General features: G+C 70.9%; 36 protein-coding genes. 33 read left to right on the top strand and 3 right to left on the bottom strand.

The features are described 5' to 3' along the window. Nucleotides 1-146 precede the first annotated feature (146 nt). The 3 genes from ACI780_RS12815 to ACI780_RS12805 all read right to left on the bottom strand — a co-directional run bounded on the left by ACI780_RS12815 (nt 147) and on the right by ACI780_RS12805 (nt 2,609). On the bottom strand, nt 147-1,190 hold the full coding sequence (locus ACI780_RS12815; protein ID WP_456869233.1) for an LLM class F420-dependent oxidoreductase: 1,044 nt from the start codon (nt 1,188-1,190) through the stop codon (nt 147-149). Between the two features lie 87 nt (nt 1,191-1,277). After that, on the bottom strand, nt 1,278-1,508 hold the full coding sequence (locus ACI780_RS12810; RefSeq protein ID WP_456869232.1) for a hypothetical protein: 231 nt from the start codon (nt 1,506-1,508) through the stop codon (nt 1,278-1,280). Nucleotides 1,509-1,643: 135 nt separating this feature from the next. Beyond that, nucleotides 1,644-2,609, bottom strand: a complete 966-nt coding sequence (locus tag ACI780_RS12805) for a hypothetical protein (RefSeq protein ID WP_456869231.1) — start codon at nt 2,607-2,609, stop codon at nt 1,644-1,646. A 631-nt stretch (nt 2,610-3,240) separates the two neighbouring features. Here ACI780_RS12805 and rpsL point away from each other — a divergent pair. The 33 genes from rpsL (at nt 3,241) to rpsD (ending at nt 23,230) form a co-directional block, all read left to right on the top strand. After that, complete coding sequence (rpsL, locus tag ACI780_RS12800; protein ID WP_012950487.1) at nt 3,241-3,615, top strand: 30S ribosomal protein S12; 375 nt, start codon at nt 3,241-3,243, stop codon at nt 3,613-3,615. A gap of 1 nt (nt 3,616) precedes the next feature. Next, complete coding sequence (rpsG, locus tag ACI780_RS12795; RefSeq protein WP_089402103.1) at nt 3,617-4,087, top strand: 30S ribosomal protein S7; 471 nt, start codon at nt 3,617-3,619, stop codon at nt 4,085-4,087. Between the two features lie 107 nt (nt 4,088-4,194). Continuing rightward, the gene (gene fusA / locus ACI780_RS12790) at nt 4,195-6,294 is read left to right on the top strand and encodes an elongation factor G (RefSeq protein WP_457003296.1); all 2,100 of its coding nucleotides are present in this window, start codon (nt 4,195-4,197) and stop codon (nt 6,292-6,294) included. Nucleotides 6,295-6,381: 87 nt separating this feature from the next. Further along, nucleotides 6,382-7,575 (top strand): elongation factor Tu, encoded by a 1,194-nt coding sequence (gene tuf / locus ACI780_RS12785; RefSeq protein ID WP_446768809.1) that lies wholly within the window; start codon nt 6,382-6,384, stop codon nt 7,573-7,575. 170 nt (nt 7,576-7,745) lie between these two features. Further along, nucleotides 7,746-8,051, top strand: coding sequence for a 30S ribosomal protein S10 (rpsJ, locus tag ACI780_RS12780; protein ID WP_014742859.1), 306 nt, complete (start codon nt 7,746-7,748; stop codon nt 8,049-8,051). Between the two features lie 16 nt (nt 8,052-8,067). Next, nucleotides 8,068-8,733 (top strand): 50S ribosomal protein L3, encoded by a 666-nt coding sequence (gene rplC, locus ACI780_RS12775; protein ID WP_089402106.1) that lies wholly within the window; start codon nt 8,068-8,070, stop codon nt 8,731-8,733. Continuing rightward, complete coding sequence (rplD, locus tag ACI780_RS12770; protein ID WP_456869229.1) at nt 8,730-9,578, top strand: 50S ribosomal protein L4; 849 nt, start codon at nt 8,730-8,732, stop codon at nt 9,576-9,578. The genes rplC and rplD overlap by 4 nt, the downstream gene beginning before the upstream one ends. After that, a complete protein-coding gene (rplW, locus tag ACI780_RS12765; RefSeq protein ID WP_456869228.1) occupies nt 9,575-9,877 on the top strand; it encodes a 50S ribosomal protein L23 in 303 nt (100 codons plus the stop codon). The genes rplD and rplW overlap by 4 nt, the downstream gene beginning before the upstream one ends. 44 nt (nt 9,878-9,921) lie before the next feature. Continuing rightward, nucleotides 9,922-10,755 (top strand): 50S ribosomal protein L2, encoded by an 834-nt coding sequence (rplB, locus tag ACI780_RS12760; protein ID WP_089402108.1) that lies wholly within the window; start codon nt 9,922-9,924, stop codon nt 10,753-10,755. A 23-nt stretch (nt 10,756-10,778) separates the two neighbouring features. Continuing rightward, nucleotides 10,779-11,060, top strand: a complete 282-nt coding sequence (gene rpsS / locus ACI780_RS12755; RefSeq protein ID WP_089402109.1) for a 30S ribosomal protein S19 — start codon at nt 10,779-10,781, stop codon at nt 11,058-11,060. Between the two features lie 28 nt (nt 11,061-11,088). After that, nucleotides 11,089-11,580 (top strand): 50S ribosomal protein L22, encoded by a 492-nt coding sequence (gene rplV / locus ACI780_RS12750; protein ID WP_089402110.1) that lies wholly within the window; start codon nt 11,089-11,091, stop codon nt 11,578-11,580. Beyond that, entirely contained in the window at nt 11,580-12,500 is a 921-nt protein-coding gene (rpsC, locus tag ACI780_RS12745; RefSeq protein ID WP_456869227.1) for a 30S ribosomal protein S3, read from the top strand. The genes rplV and rpsC overlap by 1 nt, the downstream gene beginning before the upstream one ends. Before the next feature lie 3 nt (nt 12,501-12,503). Continuing rightward, nucleotides 12,504-12,920 carry a 50S ribosomal protein L16 gene (gene rplP, locus ACI780_RS12740; RefSeq protein WP_456869226.1) on the top strand — a complete coding sequence of 139 codons (417 nt, stop codon included), beginning with the start codon at nt 12,504-12,506 and terminating at the stop codon, nt 12,918-12,920. After that, the gene (rpmC, locus tag ACI780_RS12735) at nt 12,920-13,153 is read left to right on the top strand and encodes a 50S ribosomal protein L29 (RefSeq protein WP_073421354.1); all 234 of its coding nucleotides are present in this window, start codon (nt 12,920-12,922) and stop codon (nt 13,151-13,153) included. The genes rplP and rpmC overlap by 1 nt, the downstream gene beginning before the upstream one ends. Continuing rightward, on the top strand, nt 13,150-13,449 hold the full coding sequence (gene rpsQ, locus ACI780_RS12730) for a 30S ribosomal protein S17 (protein WP_456869225.1): 300 nt from the start codon (nt 13,150-13,152) through the stop codon (nt 13,447-13,449). The genes rpmC and rpsQ overlap by 4 nt, the downstream gene beginning before the upstream one ends. A 219-nt stretch (nt 13,450-13,668) precedes the next feature. After that, a complete protein-coding gene (gene rplN / locus ACI780_RS12725) occupies nt 13,669-14,037 on the top strand; it encodes a 50S ribosomal protein L14 (RefSeq protein WP_072919076.1) in 369 nt (122 codons plus the stop codon). 2 nt (nt 14,038-14,039) lie between these two features. Next, nucleotides 14,040-14,399: a 50S ribosomal protein L24 gene (gene rplX, locus ACI780_RS12720; protein WP_425432444.1), complete on the top strand. Its 360-nt coding sequence runs from the start codon at nt 14,040-14,042 to the stop codon at nt 14,397-14,399. Nucleotides 14,400-14,401: 2 nt separating this feature from the next. After that, nucleotides 14,402-14,986 (top strand): 50S ribosomal protein L5, encoded by a 585-nt coding sequence (gene rplE, locus ACI780_RS12715; RefSeq protein ID WP_456869224.1) that lies wholly within the window; start codon nt 14,402-14,404, stop codon nt 14,984-14,986. Between the two features lie 22 nt (nt 14,987-15,008). Further along, a complete protein-coding gene (locus ACI780_RS12710) occupies nt 15,009-15,194 on the top strand; it encodes a type Z 30S ribosomal protein S14 (protein WP_012950469.1) in 186 nt (61 codons plus the stop codon). Between the two features lie 147 nt (nt 15,195-15,341). After that, nucleotides 15,342-15,746, top strand: a complete 405-nt coding sequence (gene rpsH, locus ACI780_RS12705) for a 30S ribosomal protein S8 (RefSeq protein ID WP_456869223.1) — start codon at nt 15,342-15,344, stop codon at nt 15,744-15,746. 14 nt (nt 15,747-15,760) lie between these two features. Then, nucleotides 15,761-16,300, top strand: a complete 540-nt coding sequence (gene rplF / locus ACI780_RS12700; RefSeq protein WP_456869222.1) for a 50S ribosomal protein L6 — start codon at nt 15,761-15,763, stop codon at nt 16,298-16,300. Continuing rightward, nucleotides 16,300-16,722, top strand: a complete 423-nt coding sequence (rplR, locus tag ACI780_RS12695; protein ID WP_457003290.1) for a 50S ribosomal protein L18 — start codon at nt 16,300-16,302, stop codon at nt 16,720-16,722. Before rplF ends, rplR begins: the two co-directional genes overlap by 1 nt. A gap of 64 nt (nt 16,723-16,786) precedes the next feature. Next, nucleotides 16,787-17,401, top strand: coding sequence for a 30S ribosomal protein S5 (gene rpsE / locus ACI780_RS12690; RefSeq protein ID WP_026857030.1), 615 nt, complete (start codon nt 16,787-16,789; stop codon nt 17,399-17,401). A gap of 1 nt (nt 17,402) precedes the next feature. Further along, entirely contained in the window at nt 17,403-17,582 is a 180-nt protein-coding gene (rpmD, locus tag ACI780_RS12685; protein ID WP_089402117.1) for a 50S ribosomal protein L30, read from the top strand. Between the two features lie 13 nt (nt 17,583-17,595). After that, nucleotides 17,596-18,039, top strand: a complete 444-nt coding sequence (gene rplO, locus ACI780_RS12680) for a 50S ribosomal protein L15 (RefSeq protein ID WP_456869220.1) — start codon at nt 17,596-17,598, stop codon at nt 18,037-18,039. A 182-nt stretch (nt 18,040-18,221) separates the two neighbouring features. Further along, nucleotides 18,222-19,532 (top strand): preprotein translocase subunit SecY, encoded by a 1,311-nt coding sequence (gene secY / locus ACI780_RS12675; protein WP_456869219.1) that lies wholly within the window; start codon nt 18,222-18,224, stop codon nt 19,530-19,532. Next, nucleotides 19,532-20,131, top strand: a complete 600-nt coding sequence (locus ACI780_RS12670; protein ID WP_456869218.1) for an adenylate kinase — start codon at nt 19,532-19,534, stop codon at nt 20,129-20,131. The genes secY and ACI780_RS12670 overlap by 1 nt, the downstream gene beginning before the upstream one ends. 69 nt (nt 20,132-20,200) lie before the next feature. Continuing rightward, nucleotides 20,201-21,004: a type I methionyl aminopeptidase gene (gene map, locus ACI780_RS12665; protein ID WP_457003287.1), complete on the top strand. Its 804-nt coding sequence runs from the start codon at nt 20,201-20,203 to the stop codon at nt 21,002-21,004. Nucleotides 21,005-21,259: 255 nt separating this feature from the next. Then, a complete protein-coding gene (gene infA / locus ACI780_RS12660; RefSeq protein WP_012950459.1) occupies nt 21,260-21,481 on the top strand; it encodes a translation initiation factor IF-1 in 222 nt (73 codons plus the stop codon). A 73-nt stretch (nt 21,482-21,554) separates the two neighbouring features. Next, the gene (rpmJ, locus tag ACI780_RS12655; protein WP_012950458.1) at nt 21,555-21,668 is read left to right on the top strand and encodes a 50S ribosomal protein L36; all 114 of its coding nucleotides are present in this window, start codon (nt 21,555-21,557) and stop codon (nt 21,666-21,668) included. 15 nt (nt 21,669-21,683) lie between these two features. Next, entirely contained in the window at nt 21,684-22,064 is a 381-nt protein-coding gene (gene rpsM, locus ACI780_RS12650; protein ID WP_089402121.1) for a 30S ribosomal protein S13, read from the top strand. A 96-nt stretch (nt 22,065-22,160) separates the two neighbouring features. Then, nucleotides 22,161-22,568, top strand: coding sequence for a 30S ribosomal protein S11 (rpsK, locus tag ACI780_RS12645; protein WP_012950456.1), 408 nt, complete (start codon nt 22,161-22,163; stop codon nt 22,566-22,568). Between the two features lie 35 nt (nt 22,569-22,603). Beyond that, nucleotides 22,604-23,230: a 30S ribosomal protein S4 gene (gene rpsD, locus ACI780_RS12640; protein ID WP_089402122.1), complete on the top strand. Its 627-nt coding sequence runs from the start codon at nt 22,604-22,606 to the stop codon at nt 23,228-23,230. The last annotated feature ends 48 nt before the right edge of the window (nt 23,231-23,278 follow it).

The raw sequence follows: 23,278 nt of genomic DNA, 5'->3' as shown, positions 1-23,278 counted from the left end.
AGATCTGCGGGGCCCTCCCGCGTCTGGGGGTGCCGGCACGATCAGGTCACCTGATCGTGCTGCGTCCTGGCTCACCGTGGGAGGTGAGCCAGGACGCGCTCAGGTGAGCTCGGACGACGACGGTGTCACGTGACGCAAGATGTGCCCTATCCGTCGGCCAGGCGGCGCATGGTCTCCACGGTGCGCAGCCGGCCCTCGCGGCTGTCGTCGAGCGGCTGCAGCGCGATGGTGGTGACCCCGGCCTCGGCGTAGGCGGCGACCCGCTCGGCCACGTAGGACTCCGGCCCGATGAGCGACACCTTCCGGACGAACTCCTCCGGCAGTGCGGCCGCGGCCTCGTCCTTGCGTCCGGACAGGTAGAGGTCCTGCACGGTCTCGGCGGCGTCGTCGTACCCGTAGCGCCGGGCGAGGTCGTTGTAGAAGTTCTTGCCCTTGGCCCCCATGCCGCCGACGTAGAGCGCCAGGTGCGGCCGCACCGCGTCGTGCAGGTGGTCGACGTCCTCCCCGATCGCCACCGGGACGCCGCAGATGACCTGCAGCTCGCCGAGCTCGGGGTCGCGCTTGGCCTTCCCGGCCCGCAGGGCGTCGCCCCAGACGTCGTCGGCGCGCTCGGGCATGAACCAGATCGGCTCCCACACCTCGGCGATCTCGGCGGCGAGCTCGACGTTCTTGGGACCCAGCGCGGCGAGCATGACCGGGATCCGCTCGCGGACCGGGGTGTTGATCAGCTTGAGCGGCTTGCCCAGGCCGGTGCCCTGGTCGGCCGGCAGCGGGACGGTGTACTTCGGGCCCTCGTGCACCAGCCGGTCACGCCGCCACACCTGCCGGCAGATCTCCACGACCTCCCGGGTGCGCTGCAACGGGGCGTCGTAGGGGACGCCGTGCCAGCCCTCGATGACCTGCGGGCCGGAGGCGCCCAGGCCGAGGGTGAAGCGGCCCCCGGAGACGAAGTCCAGGCCGGCCGCGGTCATCGCCGTCAGCGCCGGCGTGCGGCTGTAGATCGGCAGGATCGCGCTCATCAGCTCGACGCGCTGGGTGACGGCGGCCAGGTACCCGAGCTGGCTCACGGCGTCGAAGGTGTAGACCTCCGCGCACATCGCGAGGTCGAGCCCGGCGGCCTCCAGGTCGACGATCTCCGCCGCCGTCTCCTGGAACCCCCCGGCGTAACTGGCCTGGATGCCGATGCGCACCTGCACTCCTCTGGTCGGCGGCGCCCGCGTCGGCGCCACGGCGACCGTAGCGGGTGCGCCCGGCCGGTCCCCCGGGCTCGGGGCGGCTCAGGCGGTGCGGCTGCGCAGCGGGCGGATGGCGCCCACGACCTCGGTCACCACACGGACGCCGTCGACGTCGCGGGGCACCCGGCCGGCCGCGTCGGAGTCGGCGACGTCGACCTTGACGACGTACCCGCTGTCGCGCCGGGCCAGGCCGATGCCGACGACGCCGGGCTGGGCGGACAACTGGGTGGCCAGGGCGCTCTTGGCGGCACGGGCGGCGGCACGGTCTGTCACGAGGGCTCCTCGCTGGCGCCCGCCGGCCGGGAGCCCGGGGCGAGGAAGGCCCCGGGCGGACGGGCGGGCTCGGTCACCTCCCCATGGTGCCTCGTCCCCGCCCGGAGCGACATCCCCCTGACCTGGGGACTTCGCTCAGGAGGCGACCCACTCCGCCCCGAGCTCCGCCAGCACGGTCGCCAGCGGGTTGGCGAAGGTCAGCCCGGCGCCGGTGCTCCCGCCCTGGGTGCTGCCCGCGAACAGCAGGGCCAGCGGCGCGCGGTCGCTGCTGCGCCAGATCACCGACCCGCTGTCGCCGCCGGCGGAGAACGCCCCTGACAGGCCCTCGATCTCGATCTGGTCGTCGAAGAGGTGCACGCCGTCGTCGTACTGGACGGCGACCCCGTCGACCTCCACCGCCGTGATCCGCCCGCGCGTGTGCCCGGTGGTCCGGCCGACCTTCTCCACCTCCTCGTCGGGCTCGAGGTCGACCCCGTCGGGCACCGTGGTGCCGAGCGGGCCGCCCGGGAGGCCGCCCGGGTCGGCCTCGACCCCGTCGTCGACCGTGGCCGCCGCGGCGTCGACCCGGTTGGCGCGGTCGGTCAGGCGCACGGCGGCGGCCAGCGTGGCCACCCGGTCGGCGGGCGTGCCGCCGTCGGCGGGGCCCGGCTGCAGCACCGCGTCGCCGACCGCGCCGGTGTCGGTGGCGGCCAGCACGTGGTTGTTCGACAGCACGGCCAGCCGGCCGCCGAGCCGGACGAAGCCCCCCAGGGTCCCGGCGCTGACCGTCGGGTGCGCCACCGACAGCCCGGGGACCAGCGGCCGGGTGCGCCGCTGCAGCTGCCCGGGGGAGCGGGCCGGCTGGGGCACTATCGGCCCGGTCACCCGGACGTCGACCTCGGCGCGGACGGCGTCCTCGAGGCCGGTGAGCAGCACACGCGCGTCGGCCTCCGCCGCCACCCGGATGGCCAGGTGGGCCCGGCCGGGGGAGACCGGGGCCAGCCCGATCGCCGGCCGCGTCCACAGCCGGCCGCCGAGGTCGCTCGCGGTGACCAGGGGGAAGCCCTCGGCCAGCCGCGCGGTGAGGCGCGCCTTGAGCTCGCGCGCCGAGTCGATGAGCACGGAGACCTCCGTTGCGGTGAGTGGCTCTGCTGCGACCGACCGTAGGGGGCGCCACCGACAGTCGCGCGTCCCCGCGGCCCCCGGCGAGCCCCTGCGGTGCCCGTGCCGACGGCGTCGCGGGCCTGGCGGACCGCCCGTCGGGCGGTACAGTGCTCGCCACCCGGGCCGGCGGAACAGCCCGGCGCGGCCGCCGGGAATACCGGCAGGGCTCGCGCCGCTGCACCTGTCGAGTCGGTCCGGACGTGAGGTTGGCCTCGCCCGCTGGGCGCCCGGGACCCGGCTTTGACCGCCTCCCGGACCGCGGGTATCGTGGTCAGCCGTGCCCAGGGTGCCCTGGGCCTGCTCCCGTTCGCGGTGCGCCTGGGTGTCCGGAGGTCCGTCCTCCTGGCCGCGGGTCCGCCCCGGAGGGCCGCCCCGCGGGGTGGCGCCCGGAGGTGGCGGCGCCGAGTCGCGGGGGGCGACCCGTCCGGTTCGACCACCGGCCGGTCCTGGGGTCGGCGACACGCCCGACCGCGGGGACCGGTGAGTGGCTCGCGACCAGGGTGGACACCCCGGCAGGACCGGCACCGGCGACACGACAGCAGCACCGTCCACAGCACGACCCAGCGCAGGTAGGAGATCCAGGCCACCCATGCCCACGATCAACCAGCTGGTCCGCAAGGGCCGCGAGGACAAGGTCGAGAAGACCAAGACCCCGGCGTTGAAGGGCTCCCCTCAGCGTCGTGGCGTGTGCACCCGCGTGTACACGACGACGCCGAAGAAGCCGAACTCGGCGCTGCGCAAGGTCGCTCGCGTCCGCCTCACCAGTGGCATCGAGGTGACCGCGTACATCCCGGGCGTCGGCCACAACCTGCAGGAGCACTCGATGGTGCTCGTGCGCGGCGGTCGCGTGAAGGACCTCCCGGGTGTGCGCTACAAGATCATCCGCGGCTCGCTGGACACCCAGGGCGTCCGCAACCGCAAGCAGGCTCGCAGCCGGTACGGCGCGAAGAAGGAGAAGAGCTGACATGCCGCGCAAGGGCCCCGCGCCGCGCCGTCCGCTGGCCGCCGACCCGGTCTACCAGTCGCCGCTGGTCACCCAGCTGGTGAACAAGGTCCTGGTCGACGGCAAGCGCTCGGTCGCCGAGTCGATCGTCTACGGCGCCCTCGAGGGCTGCCGCGCCAAGACCGACACCGACCCGGTGGTCACGCTCAAGCGCGCGCTGGACAACGTCAAGCCGGCCCTCGAGGTCCGCAGCCGCCGCGTCGGTGGTGCGACCTACCAGGTCCCGGTCGAGGTCCGCGCCTCCCGCAGCACCACCCTGGGCCTGCGCTGGCTGATCCAGTACAGCCGCGCGCGCCGCGAGAAGACGATGACCGAGCGCCTCATGAACGAGCTGCTCGACGCCAGCAACGGCCTCGGTGCCGCGGTCAAGCGCCGCGAGGACACCCACAAGATGGCCGAGTCGAACAAGGCCTTCGCGCACTACCGCTGGTAGTCGCACCCCCGCTGGTGACACACCCCGTCCACCAGCACCCGCCGGCGGGAGCGCCGGGCCACCCCCGGACGACCCGCACGCGGACCAGAGACGAAGAGGAGTGAGGAATGGCCGACAACAAGGCCCAGCTCGCCAAGACCCGCAACATCGGGATCATGGCGCACATCGACGCGGGCAAGACCACGACGACCGAGCGCATCCTCTTCTACACCGGTATCAACTACAAGATCGGTGAGGTCCACGACGGCGCGGCCACGATGGACTGGATGGAGCAGGAGCAGGAGCGCGGCATCACCATCACGTCGGCCGCGACGAAGTGCACCTGGAACGGCCACGACATCAACATCATCGACACCCCGGGGCACGTCGACTTCACCGTCGAGGTGGAGCGGTCCCTGCGCGTGCTCGACGGTGCGGTGGCCGTGTACGACGGTGTCGCCGGCGTGGAGCCGCAGACCGAGCAGGTCTGGCGGCAGGCCGAGAAGTACGGCGTCCCGCGGATGTGCTTCGTCAACAAGCTCGACCGCACCGGCGCGAACTTCTTCCGCTGCGTCGACATGATGGTCGAGCGGCTCGGCGCCAACCCCGCCGTGCTGCAGCTGCCCATCGGTGCCGAGGCCGACTTCATCGGCGTCGTCGACCTGGTCGAGATGCGCGCGCTCACCTGGCGCGGTGAGACCAAGATGGGCGAGGACTACGCCGTCGAGGAGATCCCCGCCGAGCTCGCCGACCAGGCCGCCGAGTACCGCGAGAAGCTGCTCGAGGCCGTCGCCGAGACCGACGACACGATCATGGAGTCCTACCTCGGCGGTGAGGAGATCACCGTCGAGGAGCTGAAGGCCGCCATCCGCAAGGCGACCATCAACGCCCAGATCAACCCGGTCCTCACCGGCACGGCGTTCAAGAACAAGGGCGTGCAGCCCCTGCTCGACGCCGTCGTCGACTACCTGCCCAGCCCGCTGGACATCGAGTCGATCGTCGGCACCGCCCTCGACGGCGAGACCGAGGTCCTGCGGCACGCCGACGAGGACGAGCCGTTCTCGGCGCTGGCCTTCAAGATCCAGACTGACCAGCACCTCGGCAAGCTCACCTACATCCGGGTCTACTCCGGTCGGCTCAACTCCGGGTCCCCGGTGCTCAACAGCACCAAGGACCGCAAGGAGCGGATCGGCAAGATCTACCAGATGCACGCCAACAAGCGCGAGGAGCGCGAGGGCGTGGGTGCCGGCCAGATCGTCGCCGTCGTCGGCCTCAAGCAGACGACGACGGGCGACACCCTCAGCGACCCGCAGAACCCGGTGATCCTGGAGTCGATGACCTTCCCGGCGCCGGTCATCTCGGTGGCCATCGAGCCGAAGACCAAGGGCGACCAGGAGAAGCTGGGCACGGCCATCCAGAAGCTGGCCGAGGAGGACCCGACCTTCCAGGTCAAGCTCGACGAGGAGACCGGCCAGACGGTCATCTCCGGCATGGGCGAGCTGCACCTGGAGATCCTGGTCGACCGCATGCGGCGCGAGTTCCGCGTCGAGGCCAACGTCGGCAAGCCGCAGGTGGCCTACCGCGAGACCATCCGCAAGGCGGTCGAGAAGGTCGACTACACCCACAAGAAGCAGACGGGTGGGTCCGGCCAGTTCGCCAAGGTGCAGGTCACCCTGGAGCCGCTCGAGGTCTCCGGCGACGGCCCGACCTACGAGTTCGTCAACGCCGTCACCGGTGGTCGCATCCCGCGGGAGTACATCCCCTCGGTCGACCAGGGCATGCAGGACGCCATGCAGTACGGCATCCTCGCCGGCTACCCGGTCGTGGGCGTCAAGGCGACCCTGATCGACGGCCAGTACCACGAGGTCGACTCCTCGGAGATGGCCTTCAAGATCGCCGGCTCGATGGTCTTCAAGGAGGCCGCGCGCAAGGCCAGCCCGGCCCTGCTCGAGCCGATGATGGCCGTCGAGGTCGTCACGCCCGAGGACTACATGGGTGACGTCATCGGCGACCTGAACTCCCGGCGCGGGATGATCCAGGCGATGGAGGAGCGCTCCGGCGCCCGCGTCGTCCGGGCCCTGGTCCCGCTCTCGGAGATGTTCGGCTACGTGGGCGACCTGCGCAGCCGCACCCAGGGGCGGGCGAGCTACACCATGGTGTTCGACTCGTACGCCGAGGTCCCGCAGAACGTGGCCAAGGAGATCATCGCCAAGGCCACCGGCGAGTGACCGCCGGGCGGGGTACGTCCCCGCCCGGCCCCCCGCAAGCCCACCCCAGCGTCAGCACGACTGCGACACCACGAGGAGAGGAACCCAGTGGCCAAGGCCAAGTTCGAGCGGACCAAGCCGCACGTCAACATCGGCACCATCGGGCACATCGACCACGGCAAGACCACCCTGACCGCGGCGATCACCAAGGTCCTGCACGACAAGTACCCGGACCTCAACGAGGCGTCGGCCTTCGACCAGATCGACAAGGCGCCCGAGGAGAAGGCCCGCGGCATCACGATCTCGATCGCCCACGTCGAGTACCAGACCGAGAACCGGCACTACGCCCACGTCGACTGCCCGGGTCACGCCGACTACATCAAGAACATGATCACCGGTGCGGCGCAGATGGACGGCGCCATCCTGGTGGTCGCCGCCACCGACGGCCCGATGCCGCAGACCAAGGAGCACGTCCTCCTGGCCCGCCAGGTCGGCGTCCCCTACATCGTCGTGGCGCTCAACAAGGCCGACATGGTCGACGACGAGGAGATCCTCGAGCTCGTCGAGCTGGAGGTCCGCGAGCTGCTCAGCGAGTACGAGTTCCCGGGCGACGACGTCCCCGTGGTCCGCGTCTCGGCGCTCAAGGCCCTCGAGGGCGACGCCGAGTGGGGCGACAAGCTCATGGAGCTCATGAACGCCGTCGACACGGCGATCCCCGAGCCGCAGCGTGAGATTGACAAGCCTTTCCTCATGCCGGTCGAGGACGTCTTCACCATCACCGGCCGCGGCACCGTCGTGACCGGTCGCGTGGAGCGCGGCATCGTCAAGGTGTCGGAGGAGGTCGAGATCGTCGGCATCCGCCCGAACTCGACCAAGACCACCGTCACCGGCGTCGAGATGTTCCGCAAGCTGCTCGACCAGGGCCAGGCCGGCGACAACGTCGGTCTGCTGCTGCGCGGCATCAAGCGCGAGGACGTGGAGCGCGGCCAGGTCGTCGTGAAGCCCGGCTCGATCACCCCGCACACCAACTTCGAGGGTTCGGTCTACATCCTCTCGAAGGACGAGGGTGGCCGTCACACGCCGTTCTTCAACAACTACCGTCCGCAGTTCTACTTCCGGACGACCGACGTCACCGGCGTCGTGACCCTGCCGGCCGGCACCGAGATGGTCATGCCGGGCGACAACACCGAGATGACGGTCGAGCTGATCCAGCCGATCGCCATGGAGGAGGGCCTGCGGTTCGCCATCCGTGAGGGTGGCCGCACCGTCGGCGCCGGTCGCGTCACCAAGATCCTCAAGTAGCACCCCCGACGGGCGGCGGCCGCTTGCCGGCCGCCGCCCGTCCTCGGGTGGTCGCTCGTGCACCTGTGTGCACCGCCACCCCTCCCGCTGGGGCCAGACCGGATGACGTCCGGACGCACCCGGCGTTCCCCAGCTAGCAGAACAGCGATCGGCAGGAGCGAGAGACAGCGATGGCGGGACAGAAGATCCGCATCAGGCTGAAGGCCTACGACCACGAGGCGATCGACGCCTCGGCGCGGCGCATCGTAGACACGGTCACGAAGACCGGAGCGCGCGTCGTCGGCCCGGTGCCGCTGCCGACCGAGAAGAACGTGTACTGCGTCATCCGGTCGCCGCACAAGTACAAGGACTCGCGCGAGCACTTCGAGATGCGCACGCACAAGCGGCTCATCGACATCCTCGACCCGACGCCGAAGACGGTCGACGCGCTCATGCGCATCGACCTGCCGGCCTCGGTCGACGTCAACATCCAGTAAGGGACCGAGACCAGTCATGGCGAGTACGTTCCGCGGGCTCCTCGGCGAGAAGCTGGGGATGACCCAGGTCTTCGACGAGAACAACCGCATCGTGCCGGTGACCGTCGTCAAGGCGGGCCCCAACGTGGTGACGCAGGTGCGCACCCCCGAGGTCGACGGCTACTCGGCCGTCCAGCTCGGCTTCGGCGAGATCGACCCCCGCAAGGTGAACAAGCCCGAGGGCGGCCACTTCGCGAAGGCCGGCGTCACGCCGCGCCGCCACCTCGTGGAGCTGCGCACCGAGGACGCCGCGCAGTACACGGTCGGCCAGGAGCTGACCGCCGAGGTGTTCGAGGGCGTCGCCAAGGTCGACGTCATCGGCACGAGCAAGGGCAAGGGCACCGCCGGTGTCATGAAGCGTCACGGCTTCCGGGGCCTGGGTGCCGCGCACGGCACGCAGCGCAAGCACCGGTCGCCGGGCTCCATCGGTGGCGCCTCGACCCCCGGCCGCGTCTTCAAGGGCCTGCGCATGGCCGGCCGCATGGGCGCGGTCAAGACCACCACGCTCTCGCTCGTCGTCCACAAGGTCGACGCCGAGCGCGGCCTGATCCTGATCAAGGGTGCCGTCCCCGGCCCGAAGGGTGGGCTCGTGCTCGTCCGCTCGGCCGTCAAGGGCGGTCCCGTGGGGAGTGACAACCAGTGACCCGCTCGACCGTGACCGAGGGCGCGCGCGCCGACCGCCAGGTCGACGTCCGCACGCCGGCCGGGGAGACCGCCGGCAGCGTGACGCTGCCCGGTGACCTCTTCGACGCGTCGGCCAACGTCTCGCTGCTGCACCAGGTGGTGGTGGCCCAGCTCGCCGCCGCCCGCCAGGGCACGCACGCGACCAAGACGCGTGGCGACGTCAGCGGCGGTGGCGTCAAGCCCTACCGCCAGAAGGGCACCGGCCGCGCCCGCCAGGGCTCGATCCGTGCCCCGCAGTTCTCCGGCGGTGGCACCGTCCACGGCCCGCAGCCGCGCGACTACTCGCAGCGCACGCCCAAGAAGATGAAGGCCGCCGCCCTGCGCGGTGCCCTCTCCGACCGGGCGCGCGAGGGCCGCGTGCACGTCGTCACCACCTTCGTCGACGGGGACGCCCCCAAGACCAAGGCCGCGCTGGCCACGCTCGACGCCGTCAGCACCGCCAAGCGGGTGCTCGTGGTCCTCGACCGCGACGACGTCCTCAACTGGGTGAGCCTGCGCAACGAGCCGCGCGTGCACCTGATCGAGGCCGGCCAGCTCAACACCTACGACGTGCTGGTCAGCGACGAGGTCGTCTTCACCGAGACCGCGCTCGCCGAGTTCGTGGCCGGTCCGCACGGCGGTGACCGCGTCTCGCTGGCCAAGCCGGACCTGACGACGCCGGACATCCCCGGCGCCATCCCGTCCGTGCAGCCGGCCCGCGGCCAGGGCACCACCGACCTGGACATCGCCGGCGACACCGCCGCTGACGACGCCGCTGACGACGCCGACGTCGTGACCGACACCGCCACCGAGGAGACCAAGTGAGCGTCCGCGACCCCCGGGACGTCCTGCTGACGCCGGTCATCTCGGAGAAGAGCTACGGGCTGCTGGACGACAACCAGTACACGTTCGTGGTCCTCCCCGAGGCGAACAAGACGCAGATCAAGATCGCCGTCGAGCAGGTCTTCAACGTGAAGGTCCTGTCCGTCAACACGATCAACCGCCAGGGCAAGCGCAAGCGCAGCCGCGGCGGACGCATGGGCAAGCGCAAGGACACCAAGCGCGCCATCGTCTCCGTCGCCCCCGGCGACCGCATCGAGATCTTCGGTGGTCCCGGCGCCTAGGCGCCCGGGCCGTACGGACCAGAGACAGAGGAACTGAGTCAGCAATGGCTATCCGCAAGTACAAGCCGACGACGCCGGGCCGCCGCGGCTCCAGCGTCGCCGACTTCGCCGAGGTCACCCGCGACCATCCCGAGAAGTCGCTGGTCCGGCCGCTGCACGGCCGCGGTGGGCGCAACGTCCACGGGAAGGTGACCGCTCGCCACCAGGGCGGCGGCCACAAGCGCGCCTACCGCCTGATCGACTTCCGCCGGGCGGACAAGGACGGCGTGCCGGCCAAGGTCGCGCACATCGAGTACGACCCGAACCGCACCTCGCGGATCGCGCTCCTGCACTTCGCCGACGGCGAGAAGCGCTACATCATCGCGCCGGCGCGGCTCAAGCAGGGCGACACGGTGGAGTGCGGCCCCTCGGCCGACATCAAGCCCGGCAACAACCTGCCGCTGCGCAACATCCCGGTCGGCACGGTGGTGCACGCCATCGAGCTGCGTCCCGGTGGCGGCGCCAAGATCGCCCGCTCGGCCGGCACCAGCGTCCAGCTGGTCGCCCGTGAGGGCCGTTTCGCCCAGCTGCGCATGCCGTCGGGCGAGATCCGCAACGTCGACGTGCGCTGCCGCGCCACCGTCGGCGAGGTGGGCAACGCCGAGCAGTCGAACATCAACTGGGGCAAGGCCGGCCGCATGCGGTGGAAGGGCAAGCGCCCGACCGTCCGCGGTGTCGCCATGAACCCCGTGGACCACCCGCACGGTGGTGGTGAGGGCAAGACCTCCGGTGGTCGCCACCCGGTGAACCCGAAGGGCAAGCCCGAGGGCCGCACGCGCAAGCGCAAGGCCAGCGACGCCCTGATCGTGCGCCGTCGCCGCACCAACAAGAAGCGCTGAGCGGGTAGAGGAGTCCGACAGACATGCCACGCAGCCTGAAGAAGGGCCCGTTCGTCGACGACCACCTGCTCAAGAAGGTGGACGCGCAGAACGAGAAGGGCACCAAGACGGTCATCCGGACCTGGTCGCGGCGCTCGACGATCATCCCCGACATGCTCGGCCACACCATCGCCGTGCACGACGGGCGCAAGCACGTGCCGGTGTTCGTGACCGAGGCGATGGTCGGGCACAAGCTCGGCGAGTTCGCCCCCACCCGGACCTTCCGGGGCCACGTGAAGGACGACCGCCGGTCCCGGCGGGGCTGAGCACGGTCCCGGGAGAGAGAGACACGAGATGACTTCCCAGCTGGGAGAGGAGACGCAGGTCGCGCGGGCCACCGCCCGCTTCGTCCGCGTCACCCCGATGAAGGCACGCCGGGTGGTGGACCTCATCCGCTACCTGCCCACCGACGAGGCCCTGGCGCTGCTGCGGTTCGCCCCGCAGTCCGCCAGCGAGCCGGTGGCCAAGGTCGTCGCCAGTGCCGTCGCCAACGCCGAGCACAACCTGCGGCTGGACCCGGCCGCGCTCGTCGTCAGCGCCGCGTTCGTCGACGAGGGCCCCACGCTCAAGCGGATCCGTCCGCGGGCGCAGGGCCGGGCCTACCGCATCAACAAGCGGACCAGCCACATCACCGTCGAGGTGAGCGAGGTCGGCTCCAGCGCCGAGCTCGCCGGCAAGTCCCGCACCGCCCGCCGCCGCACCGGCCAGTCCGGCCCCGCCGTGCAGCAGACCGGCCAGCAGCAGGGCACGCAGCAGCGCGCCAACACGAGGGGAGGGACCCGCTAGTGGGTCAGAAGGTCAACCCGCACGGGTTCCGCCTGGGCATCACCACCGACTACAAGTCCCGGTGGTACGCCGACAAGCTCTACAAGGACTACGTCAAGGAAGACGTGGCCATCCGCAAGCTCATGACCAAGGGCATGGAGCGCGCCGGCATCTCGAAGGTGGAGATCGAGCGCACCCGTGACCGGGTCCGCGTCGACATCCACACCGCCCGGCCGGGCATCGTCATCGGCCGCCGCGGCGCGGAGGCCGACCGCATCCGCGGCGAGCTGGAGAAGCTGACCGGCAAGCAGGTGCAGCTCAACATCCTCGAGGTGAAGAACCCCGAGGCCGACGCCCAGCTGGTGGCGCAGGCCGTGGCCGAGCAGCTGTCGAGCCGGGTGAGCTTCCGCCGCGCGATGCGCAAGGCCATGCAGTCGGCCCAGCGCAGCCCGCAGGTCAAGGGCATCCGGGTGCAGTGCTCCGGGCGCCTCGGCGGCACCGAGATGAGCCGGTCGGAGTTCTACCGCGAGGGGCGCGTGCCGCTGCACACCCTGCGCGCGAACATCGACTACGGCCTGTACGAGGCCCGCACCACCTTCGGCCGCATCGGCGTCAAGGTGTGGATCTACAAGGGCGACGTCAGCGGCTCGCGTGCCGAGCGCGAGGCCCTCGAGGCCCTGGCCGCGCGGCAGCAGCGCCGCGAGCGCCCGCAGCGCCCCCGCCGGTCGGGCTCCAGCGGCACGACCGCCGGTGGCACCGAGGCCGGCCGCGCCGCGGCCGAGTCCTCCGGGGCGCCGGCGACCGGTCCGGACACCGCCGACAGCACCGTGGCCGTGACCTCCGGCGAGGTCGCGCCCGAGACGACCGTTGCCGAGGTCGCGGGTCCCGAGGGCACCGCGGCGGCCGAGGCGACCGCCACCGACACCCAGACGGAGGGCTGACACGTGCTGATCCCCCGGCGCGTCAAGCACCGCAAGCAGCACCACCCCGACCGCACCGGCCGGGCCAAGGGCGGCACCCAGATCAACTTCGGCGAGTACGCCATCCAGGCCCTCGAGCCGGCGTACGTCACGAACCGGCAGATCGAGTCGGCCCGTATCGCCATGACGCGGCACATCCGCCGTGGCGGCAAGGTGTGGATCTCGATCTACCCGGACCGTCCGCTCACCAAGAAGCCGGCCGAGACCCGCATGGGTTCCGGCAAGGGCTCGCCCGAGTGGTGGGTCGCCAACGTGAAGCCCGGCCGGGTGCTCTTCGAGCTCTCCGGTGTGGCCGAGCCGGTGGCCCGCGAGGCCATGCGCCGCGCCATCCACAAGCTGCCCATGAAGTGCCGCTTCATCACGCGTGAAGGAGAGGTGTGATGGCTGCCGGTCTGACCGCTCCGGAGCTGCGCGAGCTCTCGGCCGACGAGCTCGCCACGCGGCTGCGTGAGCACAAGGAAGAGCTGTTCAACCTGAGGTTCCAGGTGGCCACCGGCCAGCTGGACAACAACCGGCGGCTGCAGACCGTCCGCCGCGACATCGCCCGGATCTACACGATCATGCGCGAGCGCGAGCTGGGTCTCTCGGCCGCCCCGAACGAGGGTGTGGCATGAGCGAGCCCGACAACACCGCCGTCGCCAGCGGTCCCGGCCTGGCCGGCCGCGGGTACCGCAAGGTCCGCGAGGGCCTCGTGGTCAGCGACAAGATGGACAAGACCATCGTCGTCGAGGTCGAGGACCGCGTGAAGCACGGCCTCTACGGCAAGGTCATCCGCCGGACCAGCAAGCTGAAGGCCCACGACGAGCAGGGGATCGCCGGCATCGGCGACCGCGTGCAGATCATGGAGACCCGGCCGCTGTCGGCCACCAAGCGGTGGCGACTGGTCGAGGTCGTCGAGAAGGCGAAGTAAGGGGTCCGGGCGTCCCTGTCCTGTGACGGACGGCCCCTCGTGGGACGTCCGGGGACCGGGTACCCTGGACGACTGGCGCCCCTCCGGGTGAGCGCCACATCCCGGTACCCGTGTCGGACGCACCGGCAGCCATCCGCTGCCGGTGCGTCCGCACGTGGGAACCGGACAGCCGGTTCACCGTTCCGGCCCGGCTGTCACCACCGAGATTGGGAGTAGCACGTGATCCAGCAGGAGTCGCGGCTGCGGGTCGCCGACAACACGGGTGCGAAGGAGATCCTCTGCATCCGGGTGCTCGGCGGCTCCGGGCGACGCTACGCGGGCATCGGTGACGTCATCGTGGCGACCGTCAAGGACGCGCTGCCGGGTGCCGGCGTCAAGCGCGGCGACGTCGTCAAGGCCGTCGTGGTCCGCACCGCCAAGGAGCGTCGGCGTCCCGACGGCTCCTACATCCGCTTCGACGAGAACGCCGCGGTGATCATCCGCGACAGCGGCGACCCGCGCGGGACCCGCATCTTCGGCCCCGTGGGCCGCGAGCTGCGCGACAAGCGCTTCATGCGGATCATCTCGCTGGCCCCGGAGGTGCTCTGACCATGGCCGCCACCAAGAAGACCGACACCAAGAAGAAGGCCCCCTCCATGAAGGTCAAGAAGGGCGACACGGTCGTCGTCCTGGCCGGCAAGGACAAGGGCGCGCGGGGCCGGGTCATCGCCGCCTACCCCCAGCTGCAGAAGGTCCTCGTCGAGGGCGTCGGCCGCATCAAGAAGCACACCCGCATCAGCTCCAACCAGCGGGGCGCCCAGCAGGGCGGGATCGTGACCCAGGAGGCTCCCATCCACGTGAGCAACGTGATGGTGATCGACTCCGAGGGGACGCCGACCCGGGTCGGCCACCGCAAGGACGAGGACGGCCGCACCATCCGGGTGTCGCGGCGGACCGGTAAGGACCTCTGACGATGACTGCACCCACCCGCGAGCTCCCGCGCCTGCTGGCGCACTACCGCGAGTCGATCGTGCCGGCCCTCCAGCAGGAGTACGGCTACGAGAACGTCATGCAGATCCCGCGGCTGACGAAGATCGTCGTCAACATGGGCGTCGGCGAGGCCACCCGCGACGCCAAGCTCATGGACGGCGCGGTGCGCGACCTGACCGCCATCACCGGCCAGCGGCCGGCCGTGGTCCGCGCCCGCAAGTCGATCGCCCAGTTCAAGCTGCGCGAGGGCATGCCCATCGGTGCCAAGGTCACCCTCCGCGGCGACCGCATGTGGGAGTTCCTCGACCGGCTCCTGGCGCTGGCCCTGCCCCGCATCCGCGACTTCCGCGGCCTGAACGCCAAGCAGTTCGACGGGCACGGCAACTACACCTTCGGGCTGACCGAGCAGTCGATGTTCCGCGAGATCGACGTCGACAAGATCGACCGTCCGCGGGGCATGGACATCACGCTGGTCACCACCGCGACCAACGACGAGGAGGGTCGCGAGCTGCTGCGCCTCCTGGGCTTCCCGTTCGCCGGCCAGCCCGTCGTCACCACCATCCGCTGAGCCGGGCCGAGGAGACAGACAGATGGCCAAGAAGGCGCTGATCAACAAGGCGGCCCGCAAGCCCAAGTTCGCGGTCCGCGGTTACACCCGCTGCCAGCGGTGCGGTCGTCCGCACTCGGTCTTCCGCAAGTTCGGCCTGTGCCGGATCTGCCTGCGGGAGATGGCCCACGCCGGCGAGCTGCCGGGTGTGAGCAAGTCGAGTTGGTGAAGGACCCCGCTGCCCCCACGCCTCGCACGCTCGGCGCGGGACCCTGCAGCGGGGCCGTTCCAGCACGTCACCACTTATGGATCGCCGAGAGGCCCACGCGAGGGACGCGTGCGGAACCGCGGCGAGAGAGGCACGACACCCATGACGATGACCGACCCGATCGCGGACATGCTCACGCGGCTGCGCAACGCGAACACGGCCTACCACGACTCGGCGCGCATGCCCTCGTCGAAGCTCAAGACGCACATCGCCGAGATCCTCCAGCAGGAGGGCTACATCGCCGGCTGGCGCGTCGACGAGGTCGAGCAGGACGGCACCACCCGCAAGGAGCTGGTGGTCGACCTGAAGTACGGCCCCAACCGCGAGCGCAGCATCGCCGGCGTGCGCCGGGTGTCCAAGCCGGGCCTGCGGGTCTACGCGAAGTCGAACGCCCTGCCGAAGGTGCTCGGCGGCCTCGGGGTGGCCATCATCTCCACCTCCACCGGGCTGCTGACCGACCGGCAGGCGACCAAGAAGGGCGTGGGCGGGGAAGTCCTCGCCTACGTCTGGTAAGAGGAGCGAGCGAGATGTCACGGATCGGACGACTGCCGATTCCGGTGCCGAGCGGCGTGGACGTCGCCATCGACGGGCAGACGGTCAACGTCACGGGCCCCAAGGGCACCCTGTCCCACACCGTCGCCGCGCCGATCACCGTCGCCCGCGGCGAGGACGGCGTCCTGGCCGTCACCCGCCCCGACGACCAGCGCGAGAGCAAGGCCCTGCACGGCCTGTCCCGCACCCTGATCGCCAACATGATCACCGGTGTCACCGAGGGCTACACCAAGACCCTCGAGATCGTCGGCGTGGGCTACCGCGTGCAGGCCCGGGGGACCGACCTCGAGTTCGCCCTCGGCTACAGCCACCCGGTCCCCGTGCGGGCCCCGGAGGGCATCAGCTTCACGGTCGAGTCGCCCACGCGCCTGCGCGTCACCGGCATCGACAAGCAGCAGGTCGGCCAGGTGGCCGCCAACATCCGCAAGCTGCGCCGGCCTGACCCGTACAAGGGCAAGGGCGTCCGCTACCAGGGCGAGGTCGTCAAGCGCAAGGTCGGGAAGACGGGTAAGTGATGGCACAGACCAGTTCACAGAGCGGGGCGAAGGTGGCCCGGGCGCACGCGCCCGTCGGCACCGACATCAGCACGCGCCGCCGCGTCTCGCGGCTGCGCCGCCACAACCGGCTGCGCAAGCGGGTCGGCGGCACCGCCGAGCGGCCGCGCATGGTGGTCAACCGCAGCTCGCGGCACATCCACGTCCAGGTCGTCGACGACACCGTCGGCCGTACCCTGGTGAGTGCCTCGACGCTGGACGCCGGCCTCCGCGGCGCCGAGGGCGACAAGTCCGCCCTGGCCCGCCGGGTCGGCGCCCTGGTCGCCGAGCGCGCCCAGGCCGCGGGCATCACCAAGGTCGTCTTCGACCGCGGCGGCAACCGCTACCAGGGCCGCATCGCCGCGCTGGCCGACGGCGCACGTGAGGGCGGGCTGGACTTCTGATGAAGAGCCTGACCCCGAAGGCGGCCGGTGCCCCGGCCGACGAGCAGATCGAGAGGGACGTCTGATGCCAGGACCACAGCGACGCGGCGGCGGCGCCGGCGGCGGCAACGACCGCCGCGACCGTCGTGACGGCGGGCGGGGGCCCGGTGGCGCACCCGCCGAGAAGAGCAACTACATCGAGCGCGTGGTGGCCATCAACCGCGTCTCGAAGGTCGTCAAGGGCGGCCGGCGCTTCAGCTTCACCGCGCTGGTGATCGTCGGCGACGGCGACGGCACCGTGGGTGTCGGCTACGGCAAGGCCAAGGAGGTGCCCGCGGCGATCGCCAAGGGCGTCGAGGAGGCCAAGAAGCACTTCTACAAGGTGCCGCGCATCGCCAGCACCATCCCGCACCCGGTGCAGGGTGAGGCGGCGGCCGGCGTCGTGCTGCTCAAGCCGGCCAGCCCCGGTACCGGTGTCATCGCCGGTGGTCCGGTGCGCGCCGTCCTGGAGTGCGCCGGCATCCACGACGTGCTGTCCAAGAGCCTCGGCTCGTCGAACCCGATCAACATCGTGCACGCCACCATGCAGGCGCTGAAGGACCTCGTCCGCCCCGAGGAGATCGCTGCCCGTCGCGGGCTGCCCCTCGAGGACGTCGCCCCGGCCGCCATGCTGCGGGCGCGTGCCGGTCAGGGGGTCTGACATGGCGCAGCTGAAGGTCACCCAGGTCCGGTCGGCGATCGGCACGAAGCCCAACCAGCGGCAGACGCTGCGCTCGCTGGGCCTCAAGCGGATCAACGACACGGTCGTGCAGGAGGACCGTCCCGAGATCCGCGGGATGGTCGCCGCGGTGACGCACCTCGTCGCCGTCGAAGAGATCTGAGCAGGGACCCCTCATGACCATCAAGATCCACCACCTGCGTCCGGCCCCGGGCGCCCACACCCCCAAGACGCGCGTCGGCCGTGGTGAGGGCTCCAAGGGCAAGACCGCCGGTCGCGGCACCAAGGGCACCGGCGCGCGCGGCAACACCTCCGCGCGCTTCGAGGGCGGTCAGACGCCGCTGCACATGCGGCTGCCCAAGATGTCCGGCTTCAAGAACCCGAACAAGGTCGTGTTCCAGGTCGTCAACCTCGACCGGATCGCGGCCCTGTTCCCCCAGGGCGGGCACGTCGACCCCGACACGCTCGCCGACGCCGGCGCGGTCCGCCGCGGCCGGCCGGTGAAGGTCCTCGGCACCGGTGAGCTGGGCGGCGTCCAGGTCACCGTGCACGCGCACGCCTTCTCCGCCTCCGCCGCGGAGAAGATCGCCGCCGCCGGGGGCAGCACCACCCGCATCTGAACGACGGACGACCCCCGGGGCCGCACCACCAGCCCCGGGGGTCGTCTGCTGTTCCCCGCCCGTCCTCCCGACGGGCCGGCCGCCGCCTCGCTGCAGCGCCCCCGCCGCGGACTCCCGCGTGGTGGGGCGCAGGGCGGCCCTCCGTCGTTGCTAACCTCGTCCGACCGATAAGGGGAGGGCACGTGCTGCAGGCGTTCGCCGCGGCGTTCCGGACGCCAGACCTCCGGCGAAAGTTGCTGTTCTCCCTGGCGATCATCGCCGTGTACCGGCTCGGTGCCGCCGTCCCGGGGCCGGGCGTCTCGGTGGAGGCGATCAACAGCTGTCTCGAGCAGGCGCAGGCCGGCAGTCAGCGCGACGTCTACTCGCTGGTGAACCTGTTCTCCGGTGGGGCGCTGCTGCGGCTGTCGATCTTCGCGCTCGGGATCATGCCGTACATCACCGCCAGCATCATCGTGCAGCTGCTGGTGGTGGTCATCCCGCGGTTCGAGCAGCTGAAGAAGGAAGGGCAGTCGGGGCAGCAGAAGCTGACCCAGTACACCCGCTACCTCACGATCGCCCTGGCGGTGCTGCAGAGCACCGGCATCATCGCCCTGGCCCGCAGCGGCCAGCTCTTCCCGGGCTGCCAGCAGGACATCATCCCGTCGGAGAGCGTCTGGACGACGGTCGTCCTGGTCATCACGCTGACCGCCGGTACCGCCGTGATCATGTGGCTCGGCGAGCTGCTCACCGAGAAGGGGATCGGCAACGGCATGTCCGTGCTGATCTTCACCTCGATCGCCGCGCGCATCCCGGCCGAGGGCGGTTCGATCCTGCAGACCCGCGGCGGCGTCGTCTTCGCCGTCGTCTGCGCGTTCGCGCTGCTGATCATCGGCGCGGTGGTCTACGTCGAACAGGCGCAACGGCGCATCCCGGTCCAGTACGCCAAGCGCATGGTCGGCCGCCGGATGTACGGCGGGACGTCGACCTACCTGCCGCTGAAGGTCAACCAGGCCGGCGTCATCCCGGTCATCTTCGCCTCGTCGCTGCTCTACCTGCCGCAGCTGATCACCCAGCTGCAGGGCGACGAGACCGGCCCGGTGCGCCAGTTCTTCGAGAACTACGTCATCGACCAGAGCAACGCGGTGCACGTGGCCCTGTACTTCGGCCTGATCGTGTTCTTCACGTACTTCTACGTGTCGATCACCTTCAACCCCGAGGAGCGGGCCGACGACATGAAGCGCTACGGCGGCTTCATCCCCGGCATCCGCCCCGGCCGACCCACGGCCGAGTACCTGCAGTACGTGCTGTCCCGGATCACCCTGCCCGGGTCGATCTACCTCGGTATCGTCGCGGTGCTGCCCAACTTCTTCCTGTCGATCACCCAGCAGGGGGCGAACCAGAACTTCCCGTTCGGCGGGACGGCAGTGCTGATCATGGTGGGAGTGGGCTTGGAGACGGTCAAGCAGATCGAGACGCAGCTCAACCAGCGCAACTACGAAGGGTTCCTGAAGTAGTGCGCATCGTGCTGCTCGGCCCTCCGGGAGCCGGCAAGGGGACCCAGGCGCAGATCATCGCCGGCGAGCTCGGCGTGCCGGCGATCTCCACCGGCGACATCTTCCGCGCCAACGTCAGCGGCCAGACGGAGCTGGGGCTCGAGGCCAAGGTCTACATGGACGCCGGCGACCTCGTCCCCGACGAGATCACCGTCGCCATGGTCAAGGACCGGCTGGCCGAGCCCGACGCCAAGGCGGGCTTCCTGCTCGACGGCTTCCCCCGCACCATCGCCCAGGCCGAGCAGCTGCGCGGCTCGCTCGACGAGCTCGGCCACCACCTCGACCGCGTGATCGAGCTCGTCGTCGAGGAGGAGGAGCTGGTGCGCCGGCTCTCCGGCCGGCGGATGCTCGTCGGCGGGGAGTGGGTGCAGCGCGACGACGACCGGCCCGAGACCGTCCGGCACCGGCTGGAGGTCTACCGGGAACAGACCGCACCGCTGTCGGGGTTCTACGACGGCGAGGGGCTGCTGTCGCGCATCGACGCGATCGGCACCATCGAGGAGGTCACCGCGCGCGTGATGACCGCACTCGGGCAGCCCGGACGGTCTGACCACAGCTGAGGGGCGGCGCCGCGCATGTCGGCCGGGATCCTGACCCGCCTCCCGCTGCTGGCGAAGTGGAGTGGACGCATGATCCAGATCAAGACGCCGCAGGAGATCGAGCTCATGCGCGGCGCCGGCCTCGTCGTCGCGAGGGCGATCGGCGCCGTGCGCGCCGCCGTCCGGCCGGGCGTGACCACCGGTGAGCTCGACGCCATCGCCGAAGACACCATCCGGTCGGCCGGGGCGGTTCCCTCGTTCCTGGGCTACCACGGCTTCACCGGCAGCATCTGCGCCTCGATCAACGACGAGGTCGTGCACGGCATCCCGGACCCGGGGCGGGTGCTCGCCGAGGGCGACAACATCTCCATCGACTGCGGTGCCATCCTCGACGGCTGGCACGGGGACTCCGCCGTCACCGTGACGGTCGGCCCGCCGTCGACCGAGGACGCCGCGCTCATCGCCGTCACCGAGCGGAGCATGTGGGCGGGGCTGGCCCGGGCGGTCGCCGGCGGCCGGCTCACCGACATCAGCGCCGCCGTCGAGCAGGCGATCACCGCGGAGTCGCACCCCTACGGCATCGTCGACCACTACGGCGGCCACGGGATCGGCACCGAGATGCACCAGGACCCGCACGTCCTCAACTACGGCCGGCCCGGTCGCGGTCCCCGGCTGGTGCCGGGCCTGGCGCTGGCCATCGAGCCGATGGTGACCGTGGGCGACCCCGCCACCGTCGAGCTCGACGACGGCTGGACCGTGGTCACCAAGGACGGGTCGCGGGCCGCGCACTTCGAGCACACCGTCGCCATCACCCCCGAGGGGCCCTGGGTCCTGACGGCGGAGGACGGCGGCGTCGCGGGGCTGGCCCCCTTCGGGATCACGCCCCGCACCTGAGGGAGGACCCTCCGCCGGGTCTCCGCTGTGACCGAGGCCGGGTTGGAGCGGTCCGTCGCAGCGGGGTACAGTGAACGACGGCGTTCGCGCCGCTCTGTCGTCGTGCTGTGGCCGCACGGCGCGGGGCGCCCTCGCGAGAGCGTCTGCACCACCTGGTCTGCAACCACCGCGCGCGACCTGCCGGCCCCGGCATGGTCGCACGCGACTCCAGCACCACACCACCAGCACCACCGAGTCAGGGAGGCCGTGTCGGGCATGGCGAAGAAGGACGGGGCCATCGAGGTCGAGGGTCGCGTCGTCGAGCCGCTGCCCAACGCGATGTTCCGGGTCGAGCTGCAGAACGGGCACCGGGTGCTCGCCCACATCAGCGGCAAGATGCGCCAGCACTACATCCGCATCCTGCCGGAGGACCGCGTCGTCGTGGAGCTCTCGCCCTACGACCTGACACGCGGTCGCATCGTCTACCGCTACAAGTGACCGCCGCCGACGCGGGGCACCTCCCGGTGCCGTGCGGGCGGCCATCGATCGACAGGAATGAGGGGCGGCACAGGTGAAGGTCCAGCCGTCGGTGAAGAAGATCTGCGACAAGTGCAAGGTGATCCGCCGGCACGGCCGGGTCATGGTCATCTGCGACAACGCCCGCCACAAGCAGCGGCAGGGCTGAGGGAGTACCTGAGACATGGCACGACTGGCCGGCGTCGACCTGCCCCGCGAGAAGCGGATGGAGATCGCGCTCACCTACATCTACGGGATCGGCAAGGCGCACGCCAAGGAGACCCTGGCGGCGACCGGTGTCAGCCCGGACCTGCGCGTCAAGGACCTCGGCGACGAGGACCTGCTGAAGCTGCGCGACTACATCGACGAGCACTTCCGCGTCGAGGGTGACCTCCGCCGCGAGGTGGCCGCGGACATCCGCCGCAAGATCGAGATCGGCGCCTACCAGGGTCTGCGGCACCGCCGCGGCCTGCCGGTGCACGGTCAGCGCACCCGCACCAACGCGCGCTCGAGCAAGGGCCCGCGCAAGACCATCGCCGGCAAGAAGAAGGCCGGCAAGAAGTAAGGCCGTCAGCGCGCCGTCGCAGCGACCCGTGAGGGCGGGAGCGACGGCGCGCGACGTGCTGCACCTGGCCACTGATCAGAAGGAAACCGGAGAGAGATGCCTCCCAGGGCTCGTGCCGCGGCCGGCGCCAAGAAGGTCCGCCGCAAGGAGAAGAAGAACGTCGCCCACGGCGCCGCGCACATCAAGAGCACGTTCAACAACACGATCGTGTCGATCACCGACCCGACCGGCAACGTGATCAGCTGGGCCTCCGCCGGCCACGTGGGCTTCAAGGGCTCGCGCAAGTCGACGCCGTTCGCCGCCCAGATGGCCGCCGAGAACGCCGCGCGCAAGGCCCAGGAGCACGGCATGCGCAAGGTCGACGTCTTCGTGAAGGGCCCCGGCTCCGGCCGTGAGACGGCGATCCGCTCGCTGCAGGCCACCGGCCTCGAGGTCGGGCAGATCCAGGACGTGACCCCGCAGCCGCACAACGGCTGCCGCCCCAAGAAGCGCCGCCGGGTCTGACCGGCCACTGACGAGACGAACGAGGAGTACCTGACGTGGCCCGTTACGCCGGAGCCGACTGCCGGATGTGCCGGCGCGAGAAGATGAAGCTGTTCCTCAAGGGCAGCAAGTGCGAGTCCCCGAAGTGCCCGATCGAGATCCGGCCCTACCCGCCGGGCGAGCACGGCCGGGGCCGCAGCAAGGACAGCGAGTACCTCCTGCAGCTGCGCGAGAAGCAGAAGGCCCGCCGCATCTACGGCGTCCTCGAGAAGCAGTTCCGCGGCTACTACGAGGAGGCCAACCGCAAGACCGGCAAGACCGGTGAGGTCCTGCTGCAGATCCTCGAGTCCCGCCTGGACAACGTCGTGTACCGGGCCGGCTGGGGCGAGAGCCGCGACATGGCCCGCCAGCTGGTCAAGCACGGCCACATCCGGGTCAACGGCCGCAAGGTCGACATCCCGTCCTACCGGGTGAGCGCGAACGACATCATCGAGGTCGCCGAGAAGTCGCGGCGGATGGTGCCCTTCGAGATCGCCCAGGCCCGCGCCGGCGAGCGGCCCGTGCCGCCGTGGCTGGAGGTCATCAGCGGCCAGCTGCGCGCCGTCGTCCACAGCGTCCCGGCCCGCCAGGTGATCGACACCCCGGTCCAGGAGCAGCTGATCGTCGAGCTCTACTCCAAGTAAGGGCTCGCAGCACCACCAGCACGACAGCACCACCCGGCCCCGGCGGGC

The organism is Geodermatophilus sp. SYSU D00814 (genome assembly GCF_054050055.1).
This window is presented reverse-complemented; position numbering and strand designations above follow the sequence as displayed.